Origin of the sequence: Parasynechococcus marenigrum WH 8102 (assembly GCF_000195975.1) — a bacterium.
GTDB lineage: Bacteria > Cyanobacteriota > Cyanobacteriia > PCC-6307 > Cyanobiaceae > Parasynechococcus > Parasynechococcus marisnigri.
In genome coordinates, this window is record NC_005070.1 from 367,092 (window position 1) to 382,069 (window position 14,978).

General features: G+C 50.8%; 17 protein-coding genes. 10 read left to right on the forward strand and 7 right to left on the reverse strand.

Annotation, left to right across the window (positions count from 1 at the left end; genetic code table 11):
* Positions 1-244 precede the first annotated feature (244 nt).
* Positions 245-1,522 carry an urea ABC transporter substrate-binding protein gene (urtA, locus tag TX72_RS01900; protein ID WP_042502903.1) on the reverse strand — a complete coding sequence of 426 codons (1,278 nt, stop codon included), beginning with the start codon at positions 1,520-1,522 and terminating at the stop codon, positions 245-247.
* A gap of 322 nt (positions 1,523-1,844) precedes the next feature.
* On the opposite strand from urtA, the gene TX72_RS12965 reads away from it, so the two are divergent.
* The 4 genes from TX72_RS12965 (at position 1,845) to TX72_RS01920 (ending at position 4,496) form a co-directional block, all read left to right on the forward strand.
* Positions 1,845-2,348, forward strand: a complete 504-nt coding sequence (locus TX72_RS12965) for a PAP/fibrillin family protein (protein WP_225867724.1) — start codon at positions 1,845-1,847, stop codon at positions 2,346-2,348.
* 106 nt (positions 2,349-2,454) lie between these two features.
* Positions 2,455-2,793, forward strand: a complete 339-nt coding sequence (locus TX72_RS12970; RefSeq protein ID WP_071820820.1) for a phenylpyruvate tautomerase MIF-related protein — start codon at positions 2,455-2,457, stop codon at positions 2,791-2,793.
* A gap of 30 nt (positions 2,794-2,823) precedes the next feature.
* The gene (locus TX72_RS01905; RefSeq protein WP_042502905.1) at positions 2,824-3,021 is read left to right on the forward strand and encodes a hypothetical protein; all 198 of its coding nucleotides are present in this window, start codon (positions 2,824-2,826) and stop codon (positions 3,019-3,021) included.
* Between the two features lie 980 nt (positions 3,022-4,001).
* Positions 4,002-4,496 carry a DUF411 domain-containing protein gene (locus TX72_RS01920; RefSeq protein WP_011127253.1) on the forward strand — a complete coding sequence of 165 codons (495 nt, stop codon included), beginning with the start codon at positions 4,002-4,004 and terminating at the stop codon, positions 4,494-4,496.
* A gap of 939 nt (positions 4,497-5,435) precedes the next feature.
* Here TX72_RS01920 and TX72_RS14810 read toward each other — a convergent pair.
* On the reverse strand, positions 5,436-5,564 hold the full coding sequence (locus TX72_RS14810) for a hypothetical protein (protein WP_263969714.1): 129 nt from the start codon (positions 5,562-5,564) through the stop codon (positions 5,436-5,438).
* A gap of 374 nt (positions 5,565-5,938) precedes the next feature.
* Between TX72_RS14810 and TX72_RS13710 the strand changes: the two genes are divergently transcribed.
* Entirely contained in the window at positions 5,939-6,148 is a 210-nt protein-coding gene (locus TX72_RS13710) for a hypothetical protein (RefSeq protein WP_148228743.1), read from the forward strand.
* A 1,698-nt stretch (positions 6,149-7,846) separates the two neighbouring features.
* Positions 7,847-8,566 carry a GAF domain-containing protein gene (locus TX72_RS01925; RefSeq protein ID WP_011127254.1) on the forward strand — a complete coding sequence of 240 codons (720 nt, stop codon included), beginning with the start codon at positions 7,847-7,849 and terminating at the stop codon, positions 8,564-8,566.
* Between the two features lie 468 nt (positions 8,567-9,034).
* Here TX72_RS01925 and TX72_RS12975 read toward each other — a convergent pair whose 3' ends face one another.
* Complete coding sequence (locus tag TX72_RS12975; protein WP_083810614.1) at positions 9,035-9,205, reverse strand: DUF4278 domain-containing protein; 171 nt, start codon at positions 9,203-9,205, stop codon at positions 9,035-9,037.
* A gap of 294 nt (positions 9,206-9,499) precedes the next feature.
* On the opposite strand from TX72_RS12975, the gene TX72_RS01930 reads away from it, so the two are divergent.
* Together TX72_RS01930 and TX72_RS14625 are read left to right on the forward strand one after the other, a co-directional pair.
* Positions 9,500-9,691 carry a hypothetical protein gene (locus TX72_RS01930; RefSeq protein ID WP_042502911.1) on the forward strand — a complete coding sequence of 64 codons (192 nt, stop codon included), beginning with the start codon at positions 9,500-9,502 and terminating at the stop codon, positions 9,689-9,691.
* Positions 9,692-10,689: 998 nt separating this feature from the next.
* Positions 10,690-10,896 (forward strand): hypothetical protein, encoded by a 207-nt coding sequence (locus tag TX72_RS14625; protein WP_225867725.1) that lies wholly within the window; start codon positions 10,690-10,692, stop codon positions 10,894-10,896.
* Positions 10,897-11,190: 294 nt separating this feature from the next.
* Here the strand turns inward: TX72_RS14625 and TX72_RS01935 are convergent, their stop codons facing one another.
* The gene (locus tag TX72_RS01935; RefSeq protein WP_011127258.1) at positions 11,191-11,445 is read right to left on the reverse strand and encodes a hypothetical protein; all 255 of its coding nucleotides are present in this window, start codon (positions 11,443-11,445) and stop codon (positions 11,191-11,193) included.
* A 280-nt stretch (positions 11,446-11,725) separates the two neighbouring features.
* Positions 11,726-11,929 carry a hypothetical protein gene (locus tag TX72_RS13715; protein ID WP_042502915.1) on the reverse strand — a complete coding sequence of 68 codons (204 nt, stop codon included), beginning with the start codon at positions 11,927-11,929 and terminating at the stop codon, positions 11,726-11,728.
* Positions 11,930-12,162: 233 nt separating this feature from the next.
* Between TX72_RS13715 and TX72_RS14090 the strand changes: the two genes are divergently transcribed.
* The gene (locus TX72_RS14090; protein ID WP_158305709.1) at positions 12,163-12,339 is read left to right on the forward strand and encodes a hypothetical protein; all 177 of its coding nucleotides are present in this window, start codon (positions 12,163-12,165) and stop codon (positions 12,337-12,339) included.
* A 1,448-nt stretch (positions 12,340-13,787) separates the two neighbouring features.
* On the opposite strand, the gene TX72_RS01955 is transcribed toward TX72_RS14090, so the two are convergent.
* A complete protein-coding gene (locus TX72_RS01955) occupies positions 13,788-13,982 on the reverse strand; it encodes a hypothetical protein (RefSeq protein ID WP_042502926.1) in 195 nt (64 codons plus the stop codon).
* Positions 13,983-14,248: 266 nt separating this feature from the next.
* Between TX72_RS01955 and TX72_RS01960 the strand changes: the two genes are divergently transcribed.
* Positions 14,249-14,521 (forward strand): DUF1651 domain-containing protein, encoded by a 273-nt coding sequence (locus tag TX72_RS01960; protein ID WP_011127259.1) that lies wholly within the window; start codon positions 14,249-14,251, stop codon positions 14,519-14,521.
* A 16-nt stretch (positions 14,522-14,537) separates the two neighbouring features.
* On the opposite strand, the gene TX72_RS01965 is transcribed toward TX72_RS01960, so the two are convergent.
* Complete coding sequence (locus TX72_RS01965) at positions 14,538-14,942, reverse strand: hypothetical protein (RefSeq protein WP_011127260.1); 405 nt, start codon at positions 14,940-14,942, stop codon at positions 14,538-14,540.
* Between the last annotated feature and the right edge of the window lie 36 nt (positions 14,943-14,978).

Sequence of the window (14,978 nt, forward strand, 5' to 3'; positions counted from 1 at the left end):
TTTACATGTAGCGATTATATGTAGCATCTGCCACTTATTTGTCTGTAAATTTGAGTATAATTTATTTAGGCTTAGTAATGTTCACTTTTTTGTGGACGGAGTTATTGGGCTTAGGCGAGGCGGTTGCTTGAGGAGCTAACGCCTCGTCGCCAAATTTATACTTTTCAATTTATTTTTGGCATTAAAATGCCTAGCGGCATTTAATGCCGCTAGGCCTGAACGCAAATATTCCGAATATCAGGGTCTACATTTCATATTTCTCGCCCTTGGCGGCGTCGGTCCAGTCGCAAGCGAAGCCCTTGGAGCTGGGCTCGAACTGGTTCCAGGCCTGAGGAGCCACAGGACCATCGGTGGATTCGAGGATCTCGAACTGACCGTCAGCAGTGATCTGACCAATGCGCACGGTCTGTGAGAGGTGGTGGTTGGGCATCACCTTCACAGGTCCCTGAGGCGCGTCGAACTCGATGCCGACCAGGACTTCACGCACCTTGTCGTCGTCGAAGCTGTTGGCCTTCTCGACAGCCTTCTTCCACAGGTAGACCATGTTGTAGGCCGACTCCTGGGGGTCAGCGACCTGGCGGTCGGCGCCGTACTTGGCCTTGAAGTCTGCGGCGAACTTCTTGGATGCCGGGGTGTCGATCGACATCATGTAGTTCCAAGCGCCGTAGTGGCCCTCAAGGAACTCAGAACCGATGGTGCTGATCTCCTCTTCCGCGATGGAATAGCTCATCACGTAGAAGCCCTTCTTAGGGGTGATACCGGCGTCCTGGATCTGCTTGAAGAAGGCGACGTTCTGGTCACCGTTCAGGGTGTTGATGATCACGCCTCCCTTAGGGAGAGCTCTCTTGATTTTGGAAATGATCGGAGCAACCTCGGTGTTGCCCAGGGGCAGGTAGTCCTCACCGGCCACTTCGCCACCCAGGGACTTGAGCTGTTCCTTGGTGATGGTGTTGGAGGTGCGGGGGAAAACGTAGTCCGAACCCACCAGGAAGAAGGGCTTGCCAGCGGCAGGCGACTTCTCATACATGAACTTGGTGGCAGGCTCCGACTGCTGGTTCGGCGTGGCACCGGTGTAAAAGATGTTGTTGGAACACTCCTGACCCTCGTACTGAATCGGGTAATAGAGGAAAGCGTTCTTTGACTCGTAGACAGGCAGCATCGCCTTGCGGCTGGCGGAGGTCCAGCCACCGAAGACAACGGGCACCTGGTCCTGGTCGATCAGCTTCTTGGACTTCTCAGCGAAGGTGGGCCAATCGGAAGCACCGTCCTCGACGATGTATTCGATCTTGTATTTCTTGCCGTCCACTTCGACACCACCAGCGGCGTTGATCTCATCGATCGCCATTTTCTCGGTGTCCACCAGGGTGGACTCGGAGATGGCCATGGTGCCGGACAGCGAGTGCAGGATGCCGACGGTGACTGTTGCATCAAATGCATAGGCGCCTCCTGATGAGGAGACTGCGATCAAGGCAAGGGTTCCAGAGCATATTGCACCCTTTGAAAAGCGTGAAAAAACGTGCATCAAGTTAATTGCCTTAAAGAGTTGGCACTTAATTGCTAATTCTTTCGCTCACACCTTCCAAGTAACGACTGTGACAGTTTCTGACTGAACAGCCTGTTTATTGTAATAGATGATGCGTTTACTGATTTTTTTAAGAGTTCTTGATGGTTGAGCTTGCGCTGACGGATGAAATGAGCTTGTCTTGCATTGCAATGTCACGAGCTTTGATTAGCTTGCCACGTTTTCTGTGTATGACGTTAGCCCTCTCCACGTTTTTCTCTGGATTTCGCCAGTATGTGCCAATAATTGTGAACTTTTAATATCTAACAATCGCGATGAGCTGGTGAGACTTCTTCGGGAAACTCCTAATAGTCTGGTCATTCCAAAACTTGTATCTGAAGTAGAGGATAATTATCCTGCAGATCTGAGTTGTGGTTCAGATCTTTTGTATGGTGGTATTCGGTGGAGTAGCTCTACCCAGCCATTGCTCAGACAGGCACCCTGGCTGGAAAATCTGCAGATATTGGACCCTGTGACAAAAAGAGGTGGCAATATACTCCGTCTAAGAGGCCCTCTTGTAGCTGTGGGATCGGTTTTTGTGCAGGCTGACTTAGATGTAATTAACTCAACAAGAGTCGAGGTTTGCTTCCGTAGAGGCGGTTGGATAGGTCCCCGTCACTCTGGTATCGGGCAAATTAAACTCTTAAAAGATGTTCGGCAGAGTTTTCCTGCTTGGCTTGATATGACCGTTTTGGATTCACAGCTGCGAATTTGTCGCGGTAATGCAGGAACAACTTTTGCTTTGTTGAGGCAGAGCGATAAGAGTGTTGCAGAATTCTTGGGCTGATGTGTATGGGACCTGCCGCATTTTATTGTCAGTGCCTTCGGAACTGTAAATGGTTGCAATTGATGTCTTATGGAGTCAAAATAAGGATAGATTGTCTAACCAGCCAATGCCGTTCATTAGTGTCAAGACCAATATTACCGATGTACAGACTCCAAATGGCCTTTTAAAGAAGCTTTCTGCTGCTCTTGCCACTGCCACGGGTAAGCCTGAGTCGTATGTAATGACGCTTTTGGACTCTGGTGTTCCAATGACATTCGCAGGTAGTGAAGAGCCTTGCGCTTATGTAGAGGTCAAATCAATCGGAGCTTTGACGCCTCCTGCAATGTCTGATCAATTTTGCGAATTGATCAAGTCGTCTTTAGGCATTCCGAAGGATCGTATTTATATTGGGTTTGACGATGTCAATGCTTCTAACTGGGGGTGGAATGGGCGTACTTTTGGCTGAGCTTTTTCTTAGTGAACTTGCGGCGAACTGATGGCAAATATCCTCGACGGCATCTGTCCTGAAGGCTTCATCCTTGATGGCCATGATGACTGGCCCTGGTCAGCAACACGAAAGGAGTGGTTCCGTATCACTCGTGAGTTGGTCGCCAGAACCATCGCCGACATGGACTTGGACGATGAATCCTTGTCTGAGGTTGAGCAGGCGTTCATAGGAGCGTGCCTGCTGTGACACGCAAGCGCGTTACCGCCATTGAGAAGAAGCAACGCCATGAATGGGCGATGCGGCAAATAGACGCCGGAATGGGTCTCAGCGAATTAACTGCCCTTACTGCCGAAACATGGGGGTGCAGCCGCAGGAACGCCCGTGATGTCGTCTGTGCAGCTCACAAGGACTGGCTAGATGCTGCCTATGGATCTGAGGAGATCGATCAGAAGGACTTACTTTTCCAACAGGTGGGACGGTTAGAGCGAATCGCTCGCAAGGCGGAAAATACGGGACAATTTTCTGCCGCTGTGGGCGCGATAACGGCACTAAATCGAATGATGGCGTTGGGCGCAGACCAGAAAGGGTTTCGAGGTTGCAGGACGCATCCCCGCCGGTATTGATTTGGATTTCCTAGTCGATGTTGCACATCGGCCTCAGTCGTCAGGGCAACGGTGGCAACGACACCTCGCTGATTTCTTCATGGCTTTCAGTAATCACTGATTGTCCATCCGGAGCGATCACCACAATCGATTCGACTGTTGGAGGAAGTCCAAGCACTTCCCAGCCTGGAGGGCCTCCCAGGAATCGAAACGTGAGGCCGTTCGCATCTCGTTTTATTAGACATGGGTTTTTTGTTGGACTCACATACATGCATCGAGCTGGGTGATAAAGGCGTAATCCTCCATTTGCTGCTGCCGCAGTCCCGCGAGCGAGGTTGATGGCCCGTTTCGACGCCGTTGGGACAAATTCTCTAGCTTCCTCTTGCGCCATTGCTGGCTGAGCGTGAGCGCCTACTACCAAGGCACCCAGCAGGAGAAATCGTTTCACGCGCATACGGTTCTAGCGATCCCCCATTTTTGAACGGCTTTGCAGTTGTGGCAACAGTGCGACGAGGCGGTAGGGAGGCTTTCGGTAATGCGTGTTGCGACCGTTTCAGGCAGAATGGTGATTAGGAAACTACTCGTGGCCATATCAAAGGCCGCCATCACGAACACACTAAATCTATGAAGCTCGTTCTATTTTTATTGCTGGGAAGCATTCTTGCAGCTCCTTCAGCCCACAGTCATGGAGGTCATGACCATGGACCTGGTGATGAAATAATGATTCCAGGCAGCAACAAAAATGGTATAGAAATCTATCTTTATAGAGATAAGTCATGCGGATGCTGCAAGAAGTGGGGTGCGCGGATGGTTGAAGGTGGATACAAAGTTGTTGACAATATATCTAACGATATAAATGATTTGAAGATCTCTGAGGGAATTTCTTCTTCATTAGCTTCTTGTCATACTGCTTTTGTGGAGGGCTACTTTATTGAAGGTCATGTACCGGGCAAATCAATAGACAAGCTTTTGAGAGATATGCCTGATATTGCTGGCCTTTCGGTCCCAGGGATGCCGCTTGGTTCTCCAGGAATGGAGACTTCACAGATGGCTACTCAGAACTATGAAGTTTTGGCTGTAGACTTCGATGGGAAAGCATCAGTATTTGATAGCTATTAGTTAGTGAACTGAAGATTTAGTTGGTCTTGCAAATGCTCCTAAATCCTGAGTGGTTCACCGTAATTGATATTGCGCCGTTAACCGATGAGATCGACTCACAGTACTGCAAGGAGTTGCAGCCGCTCAGAGCACCATCCCTAGCGCTTCAGGGTACAAAAAAACCCGGTGTGAGTCGCACAACGGGCTGAGTGATGGGGGAAACCTAAATATGGCTTAGCCGCCTAGTACTGACCAGCCCCACATATGGTGCCACCTATTAGTGGTCAGAACTTCAATACACAATCGAGGCGTTCCACATGGCACAAATGATGTGGGTGGCACAAATGAGTCCAATGCGGCTAGCTTTATCGGGTCTGGCCGGGTGATGGGGATCAGCCGAAAGGATTGAAGACCTCGGGGATCTCTCCGGGGTTTCTTTTTGACCGCCTCAGTTGCCGATGTCGATCCAGGCAGCCCCTTCTACAGGTAGGGCTTACAAGCCAGCTACCTGATCGGGGAAAGGACTACAGAACCGCGAGAAGAGCTTGCTCTTCCCGAGCGATGCGGTGTCTGCACACACAAGCTCCTCCTGATACGGAGCCATGCGTCGTATGCACTGACTCTTTTCAGCATTCCGTTGCACAGAAGGTTGTCTCCCGCGATCGTTCACGCAGGAGACAGGGGTTCTGCCAGCTCTCGGATCGCTCTTCCGAGGCCGTCGCGTGTGGATGAACTCCACATGTCCGCGCAAAGCAAATATGGAACCAAGGAGCTTATTCGGCAACACGTCTTTTGGTCATTTTTTGATTCCAGAGAATCTCCCGTGAAGGCCTGTGAATCAGGTATGAGGCGACACCGACAGCAGGACGCTCATCTTCCACTTCAACCTTCACGACTGTCTTCTCATAAGGTCGGATGATGTGGGTCATCAGTTATTACCAACCGTCAAACGTCGATCGTTCAGCCAGCCTCCCTGCCCTCGTCATCTTCCGCCTCGGTACGAAGGAAACGCTTGCGCTGGGCTGACTCATAACCAGTCAGCTCGGTTTCCCTTTTCTCGATTTTGCGCTCAGGCTTGTCAAGCCCCATCAGGAGGGGGTGGATTCCTCGTCGGCTCATTGGTCTGGTCCCTTATTTAGATCTCGCGTCGTGGTCTCTCGGCCCAGCCGCGTGAAAACACCTTCGCGTATAAACGTCCGTACCGCGATCGGCGACACAAAACGATCAAACGTCGATCACGTTGGGGGGAGCGCCAGCAGTAGCAGCTGCCATCCTTGATGTCAGTGACGCTGCTGCTGATCTACGCGATCGCTTTTAGCGTGAGCTTGACGCAAGGGAGATGGCGTCATGATCAACATCCTTGATCACGTCTCACTGGCACCACAGAGACAAGGTCTTAACGGTGAACTTCTCATTTCGCTTGTTCGGTCCCATGGCGGTTTCCACCGTCACGGTCAGACTTGTTGGCTGGCGATGTTGTATTCGTCCTAAATCATCCACAGATGTCTACCGAAGTTCGCAACTGGGACCTCGTCGCGAAAGAGATGGAAGCAGCTGGTGCCACATCAAGCCAGATGTATGTCCGTGCCAAAGCATTGGCACAAGGCAAGCTCGATCCAATGCCCACAAGCTTCCCTGAAGCTCCTTACAGCATTTCCGCTGTAGCAGGTTGATTCTGGTTTCTGATCTGGTTTGTTGGGGGTCAAGACGAGACTTAACCCTTGTCAATCAAGGACCAGTTACTGCCCCTTCTCCGAAAACACCTTGTTTGGGAGACGGGGTTTTTTCTGTCCGCGATCAGATGACGCACCGCTCTGTAGGGGGTTTACCCAGACATAAAGGAATGTCCGCGTGTCCGCCTGACTAGTGATCTTGTTGCAGCAGCTGAAGCTCTCCATAGAAGAGAGCCATAGCGCCAACGATGGCCACGCTAAGGGTGGTGGTGAGAAGCAGTTCGTTGAGCATCATTTCCTCCTTGTCTCTATCCCTTGTCTAAGACAAAAAATCAGCGTCTGTAACTGTTATTACAAGTCTGAATGGGGTGAAAACCGGCCACTACAACCGACAGGCTCAGTTCCACTGCACTGCATTCGTTCTCAGCGAAAAGCAGCTTGTAACCTGAAGACAAGGGGCGCCGGGGTAAATACTTAGCAGCGCAAGCAATCACAGCGATTTACACCCCAAAAGCGCCGGCCATAACCTGCCACCTCATCAAACGAACGCCTCAAGCCAAACCAACGTCAGCAGTGACCCTCCTCCAATCGCTATCGACAACCACTGGTCACGAATGACGCATGTCATCTCAGTAATGCAGCTGACCCAATAAATCGCCGCTGATCTCCATGGCAAGGTCCGCCCAAGCAAGAAGCTGGACAGGCTTGAGGCAGTATCACCGACTGATGTGTGACCGTCTTCACGGTTTGTGTTGTTGAGTTCAGGACATTGTCCGGCTGGTACAGAAGAATTTACGGCTTTCGTGCAATGTCTATCTTTCCTCCGCCTTATTTGCTGTGACTGAATACTCGCTTTATGAACACAAACAGGCAACTATTGCTTTGCGTCAGCTTGAAGAATGTGGCGTGCCTTGTGATTGCCAAAGTTGTAAGTCGGCTTATCACCGCCTGATGAGTATTCAGCTTCAGATGAAGGAACGGGAACGGCGTTTTGCCAGGCCTTCACCACACTACATTCAATATGACTAGAACATGTCAAATTTAGCCCCTCACGAAGCAGAAGTGTTTCTCGCAGAACTAATGCTGCACAAGCCTATGTTTTGCTCAAATCCAATGCGGTGTAGTCATTGTCGCCCGATACTTGATTGAATTGAGATTTGCAAATGGCATAAGGAATTACGTACCAGATACATCGTTGCGGCTTGATTTCCGGTGGAGTGGAACCACTCTAACAAAGCCGTATAGCCTTGTTCTGTTGCAGATTTGGTCTTCAGAACGGTCGCAACGCATCTATTGAAGGCAAGCTAATAGGAGCAGATCGCTGCCATACGTGAATAGCTGGAGCGGCTTTAAACGGAGGACAGTTTCTTGACTTTTGAGGAGTACGATGAGCGCCTACGAGCTGTTTGCTTCGTTGGAAAAGACGTATTTCCCACTTTTTGCTATACTAATTTATAAAATCCAGGTGTCAAGAGCATGTATTTTCTTATTTTAGCGTTAGTTTTACTGTAATTATCTGTGAAAGTTGTATGCCTAGGTCTACATTGCGACTAAGTCATCACATATGCCATCCATTCAGATTGTTGTGAGCAAACAAGCCTACGGCCTCATTCGTGAGGAGATAGATAACTTTTGTGTTATTAGATTGCCCGCAGTTTGGTTAGCTTTAATGTAAAGAGGATTGAATGTGCACGCATTTTGCCAGCCGCCCAGCCGCCTGATAATGAAATACAGCGACTAAACGCTCTCAATGAGTATAGAATTCTTGGCACAAAGCCAGAGCAGTCATATGACGACATTACCAATATTGCTTCAAGTGTATGTTCAACCCCAATTGCGCTTCTCAGTTTAATTGATACTGATAGACAGTGGTTTAAGTCAAAAGTAGGGGTAGAAATACAAGAGACACCCAGGGATTGGTCTTTTTGCGCCCACGCAATTCATTCATCCGACCCACTCATAATCCCAGACGCACTGATGGATGATCGATTCCGTGACAATCCACTTGTATGTGGCGACCCGAATATAAGACTTTATGCAGGTTTTCCTCTTGAAAATAGTAAGGCATTGAGAGTGGGAACACTATGCGTCATTGATCGAGTACCTCGTCAATTAAACGATAAAGAATGCGGTGTTATGAAAGCTCTCGCAAGGCAGGTGGTTTCGTTTCTGGAGCTGAGAAAAAAATCGATTAACTTGATTGAATCTTTTTGCGCGCATACTGAAAACAATAGGATGATTTCTACATGCTCTTACTGCCGGAAAGCCCAAGATAAAAACGGGCACTGGATGCATCTTGACAAATATCTTTCTCTGAGATCAAATTTGAATTTCACTCATGGAATCTGCGATGCATGCATTGAGCAGCATTTTCCTGAGGTCCTTGATGCCTGGCAAACAGAAGAAGGACGTAATTAAAAGCCCCCTACCCTGAGAGCTAGTTCCAGTGCTCCAAGTCCAAGTAGGAAAGTGCCACCAAGCAGAGCAAGCTCCTTAGGGTTTTGGGCCATTGGAAGAAGGGCAGAGCCCACAAGCAACGCACCAAAAAATCTAAAGGGAATCTGTAGCTCCAACATTTAGGAGGATTACGATCTGGTCATCGTCGCACGCGGCTTTTACCCAACTTCATGAATTAAGCTTAATAACCTACTTCTATTGGCAAACTCCGCAAGAAATCTAAATACTCTGGGGAACTTAAAAGCCCCACCGAAGCAGGGCTGGTGATCATCGTGCGTAGGTAGCGCCTCTGTAGACGAATAGTGGTCTCGTCACGGGAGGTGCTGCCAGTGATGCTTCCAGTCGTTGAACCACAGCTTCGGTTTTCGCGGTTTCACGGCAACGCACAAAAGCGGTCCCGTTGTAATAAAGGGAAGTCATCGAAGCGACTCACTTGGCGTAAGAAGCGCCACGAAAGGTCAGTGTTGCGTGCACCTGTGCGGGAGCGGCAGAAGTGCGAGCCTGATAAGACTTTCCTCGATACTGAAGTTCAACGATCGGTTGAACCAAAGGCAGCTTGGATCCGATTTCGTAGCTGCTGCCGCGATAGGTCAGGGTCATTTGAAGTTCCTCAGAAATCCAGGTCCCCGTTCCATGGCCTGGCTTGTCTGCGCCTCCCGCGAGGAGAGGTGAACGTTGTTCGTAGCTGTTGCTACAAAGAAAATATAGGAGCTAACAGAAGCCCTGGGTCGTTCGTAGGGATACAAAGCACTGCAATGAGCGGTAGCTTCAGGCAAATTACCAGTCAAGAAGGCTAAGAAGCCAGCCTGTGCCAGCAGGCGGGCTGTGGCATTACCGACTTAACCAGCACGCCTTCTTCCTTCTAGCCATCGACCACAGGCGCAATCACTACCAATGCCGAACGTCCTTGATCACGTCGCACAAACACCAGTCCTTGAAATAGACGTCTGGCCACGCTCAGCAACATACAAAGAATGGTTCGCCATCACCAGGCGCATCATTCAAGGCACCAGCGCTGACATGAACCTCGATCCCGCTGCGGAAGCAGAAGTGATCGAAGCCTCCATGGGTGCAGGGCTGCTGTGAGGGGCGCCACCATGAATGGCCGGGGTCAATCAATTGCACTGCAGACGATCTCAGGGATTTGTCCCGTTAAAAGTGCCGGACAACGACTACCCGACTAAGCCTTTGCCATGGCGAACGATCGAGGTCACTTCGTTAGTGGTGTCATTCACCACCATGTACGTACACATCTTTGCCTTTGACTTGGTGCGGGCACAGATGTACGCCTTGAACTCTGTTTTGAAAGACATCTCCTTAACCCAACGATCGGGAGCTTCTTGCTGGAGGACGCAATACAAAAATCACTTTGCTTGGACCCTATAGGTAGCAACGGTTACTGGTCTGTAACCCTCGGTTTTGGATTGCACACAGTTCACGCCCGGACATGTCCGGGTGTCATCCGGATACAACTGCCTTTTCGCTTGGAAGCGTCGGGTATTGCATTACCGGCCACCTCACCAGACAAAGTTTCAAGTCGCACCAAAGTCATCTGCGATCCTCTTCCGATCGCTACGTGATTTAAGTAAACCGTCACGCCAAACAGCAAGGGCCCGCAGAGGCTTGAGAAGTCTCGTCAGCACGACTGTGGATACAGGAATCATTGATCGTCGCTCCACAACCTGGACGCGGCAAAACGCCAAGCAACGATTGAACTTGCAGAAGCACCGAAAGCAAGAAATGCGATCAGCATCTGGGAAGTATTCATGGACAACATACAACAGAAGTTTTTTTAGCTACTCACTAACGACTGGCGCTGTTGTTACAAACTAGGAGCAGCAACCACTGGTTACGAAACTCCCGTGTCATCACCACTAAATAGCTGACCCAATAAATCTCTTCTTAACACCATGGCAATCACTACACGCCAATCACGCCAGCAACGTCGTAACGAGGCTCTACAGCTGATCAGCAGTGGTGTTCCGCCAACTGATGCTGCGTCTCAGCTGACTCTGAAGTTGGGGCGCAGCAGGCGAACGAGTCTGCCTGACATAGAAATTGTGCAGAGAGAAGTAGCGAAAGCCTTGGACACGGTTGAGCTGCAGCAGATGGTGGGGTGGCTGGCGAAGCAATATCAACGGCTAGCCGCGAAAGCTGAACGCGATGGTCAGTACGCCTCCGCTGTTGGTGCGCTGAACGCATTCCGAGCAATGGTTCTGCAGCCACAACTGGATGCGCAGTTTGCTGCTCACTTCCGTGGCCGGTTTACGCACCATTCCTACCGGCGGTGACATGGCAATCTTCGGGGCTTGCTCAATGCCCCATGGATTACAAGGATTTTTGCCTCACCTGTCTGGTTACGTTGGCGGCCATCAACACGGTGCTGAATGTGCGCGCTCTTCGAAGACGCTGAGCAGCGGCAAAGGAGCAAAGGCCAGTGTGTCAGTCCCACTCCGATCTCACAGGCAGGCTGAGTCGCAAGATTGCTGGACTCGATTCGGAGGCGACGATGCTTGTCTCGTCGCATCCCATTCCTATCTCAGTCGCCGGGACCCCAGGCCCAGCAGGGCCCGAGTCTCATCGGATCAGCTGGATTGTCCTGCGTCACTGTCCTTATGTCGTTGCGCAGCACTACCTCCCATGAGTTCTGACAAGTTAGGCATCGGGTCTGGCTTGCCATCAGCGATGGCGCGAGCGCGGAGGTAAAACCAGCTCTCTGTGTCGCCCTTGGCCTCCATGCTTTCTGCGATGGTTTGCCAGTTGTTGATTTCCGCTTGGTCCATAGAGGAGGAGTCTTTGAAAAGATCCCCCTGGCTCTCACCCCCGGGGATCGCTGTCATCCGTCTTCTCGCAGCTCTGCAAGAGACGGCAGAAAGCTAGAAGTTCTTTTCTGGACCTGTCGGTTCGGAGGACCGACGCCAAGCCTTGTCCTTGCATTTCCTGCTGCAGAAGATCTTTGGCCGCCCAAGCTTTTTGGCCTCGAATGGCACGCCGCACTCATCGCACGGCTTCATGCCATTCACCAATTGCCGAGGCTATCGACACAAATGGCACCACTATCGACGTTGAAGCAACCTATGACCCTTGCATGGAACGCCCAAAGTTGTCGACGCCTAGTCTTCAGGAGTGACCTGCTTCTAGGACCAACACTTGAGCCATTCTCTTTTCCTCGGCAGTGAGAAAATCGGCCCACATGCCAATGAGGAAGCTGAGAGTCGCTAAGGCCTGTATCTGCTCTTTTGAGCCAGGGCGGGTGTATTTGAAGTCCATAAACATGCGGTCAGCGGCTGATCGCTGTTCTTGGCATCGGGCATCAATAGACATGGTCAGGCCTTGACTCAATTTTGGTTTGACTCTTGCCATTACTTTACAAGTATTCGTTACATTAAGTAATGAACTTGGGGCAGGTGAGGAATTCCTGGCAAAAGTTGCAGCCCAAGCGGTTGCGGAGGCAGCATGATTATGTAGCTAGCGCTACCAAGCGTTCACCTCACTTTTCGAGGCGCAGCTCGATCCAAGCCATGGAACGGGGGCTTGGGCTCTGCAGGAGCTGTGTGATGACTTCTTTGTATTGGAACGGTTTAGCATTTGCACCAGTGAACAAGACCGCTGCAAAAAAAGAGGCAGTTATTCTGCGTCTTGAGACTGCCTTAATGGCGCCTGACGCCACCCCTTCTCTGAAATACCGCGGCATTAGCTATTTGCGGCAAAATGGGTTCGTTGCAACGCTCTGATCGTTTCAACGGTCCATGTAGAAACGGCCTCGCGTTGGACTCCTAAAAATCTCTTGCGAATCAAGTGCTTCTTCCCCCGAGTTCAAGGCCTCAGGAGTCAAGCCAGTACTGACTCGATCCTTGCTAGGACCTCTTAACAAGACCTACGAACTTAAGAGAGGTGAGCACCAACAAAAAACGTTTGCTTGGGTGGCTTATTGCTCCTTTGCTGATATCGGTCTCCTTGCCTATGGCCAGCTCTACAGCAGAGGCAGCAAGAGGCGGCCGCATTGGAGGAAGCAGTTTTAGAAAATTCTCTAGGCCAAATTATGGAGGAGGGCTACGACGTGGAGGTGGTTATACAAGAAGTTACAGGAGAGGAAGATTTGGCTTTCCATTTATAATTCAAATTTTTGGATTCGGAGGTGGAGATAGTTTATTTAGCTTGCTTATCTTGATTGCATTTCTAGGTGGTTTTTTTTAAATGCAAGAAGATATTAAGTACTACATTAGTATGCTCACGCAGTATCCACAGCTGGTGAAGCTCGGTGTATTAACAGCTTTTGCGCTGCTGGGTCGTTGGTTGTTTTTCACTGGAAGCCAGCAAGCAATTGTGCTTGGCTGCTTGATCTACGTTGGAGTAGCTGTCTACTTGGCATTGTGTGTGGTGAGATATTTTGCAAAGCGCCGATAGTGGACTTGTACGGAACTCAGATGAGGCAGTAAGCCCTCAACACCTGAACACGGATACCCCCAACCTTTTGCCATGATTCCAGTGCTTCCTTTTTTGACTGAAAAGGCAGCCAGTCGTCTTCTTCTATGCGGCGTTTGATGTGAGCTGCGACTCTTTGCGCTACTACCGCGTCGCTTTTAAAGCGTACGCTTATAGTGCGGCCGTTAATTGTCAACTCCATAAGTGAATTAAGAGTGTCGTCTTTTAGGCGATGACAGCTGTTGTTGCTGCATCTGTCCTACCAGAAGATGGATAAACTCAAGAGTTGGGTTGGGGTTGAGTGGCTATAACCCTCGAGCCTGACGAAAGGCCGTTGAGTAAGGGAAGAGAAATCCCGTCTCAAGGGCGCCTAACTCTTGCTCTGCCGAATAAAGGCTCCTTGTGAAGCGGCAATGGTTTTCACAGTCGCAAACCAAGAAATGGCCGTCTTCTGTCCTTTGGATGGTGGCACCATGAGGAGTCTCAACTATGAGGTCAGATTTAGCCATGCTGATGTAACGCGACAACCATGTAATGGCCCTGGTAGTACTTAGGTTGGCGTATCTGACAACACCGATCTAGAAATCAGCTCGCTCCCATACCCGCCTTAGGTGCATACGGTGCTGCTATTGCTGGCATGAACCTGATTTACTAAGCGGTGCTGTCACGCGAGCTGGACAGTATTCACAGCAATCGGCATCGGGGATACGGCAACCGCCACGGCAACACACTGCGCTAAGGCGGTAGGGCGAGAGCCTTAGAAGCAGCCATCTGTATTTAAATCAGCGGTCACCTTCAACAGATCCTGTGAAGGGACAGGATCAGAGACGGCATCTCTGAGGCGCTCCTGTACACGAGCCTTCGCGCGGAACATGGCATCGCATCTCAGGTAATCAACCGGAGTGGTGCAGGCGCTGAGCAGCAGCGGCAGGATCAGGACAAGTCGATTCATGCCATCAGTGTCGCGTCAACGGCGTTAAGCGCACCAGTGGCAGCTCTTACTCCATTGCCAGCTCTTATGGCATTGGTCAGCTCACCGCCTAGTACGGCGTCTGAGCTGATGGCGGTGGTTCAGGACGCAGGCTGGATGCTGACGCGAAGAAAGCTGAGCGCAACGGTTGGGGTTATCGCCGCGGCAATACACGGCGCTGACCGTCGTAATCACTGTTACGGCTATCTCCACCGTGGGGCTGAGGGGCGTCTCCTTAGGTTGTTGTCATGTCTAATGAAGCCCCTTTCAAGGAAGACGACCCTGCCAAGGCTGGTGGTGAGGGGTGGCTGGTGAATGAACAGCAACAGAAAGTGGTGCAGTTCAAACCCGATGAGCCAACGGCCCATGGGCAGTGGGTGATTCTGCGGACGTTTCACTGGCGGCCGCCGGATTACCCAATCCCGCAAACGAGAAGGCGGATGCTTCGTCACAACGCCATCGAGGCATGGAACACCATGAAAAAGACGGGCTGGCGGCCATGCCACCCACCCGTCCGCTGACCTTACGCAAGGATCCTCAGAGCGAGTCGGTGAGTTCGATGCCGTCGTAGTCCATTTCGAATAATTCAACTTGTAACTTCTCCTCCCCTTTGCTGTTTTCGGCGATGTGGGGGAGCTGGAGCAATTCGGGCATGCACTTTTCAATGGTAATCAGAATGGCTTCTGTGACCTGTTCTTCCGCCCACGTTTGGATGCACTTTGGGTGGTCTTCTTTCCAACTGCATTCGCCGGGTTCGAAATAGTCCCCGACCAGCTTTTTCCATCTGGCGTCGGTTAGGTCAGCGGTGACGACGAAGGTCGCCGTGAACCTGATTTCGGCTTTGCGTTTCATGGTTTCCGTAATGGAGATTGCGATGTGCCAGCTGCCAAGGACCTCCACTGTTTGGTGGCGGGTCACATCCCTGGTGGTGCAGTTGATCACGTCGATTCCGCCACGCCGCCACGCTCCAGCTGGGGT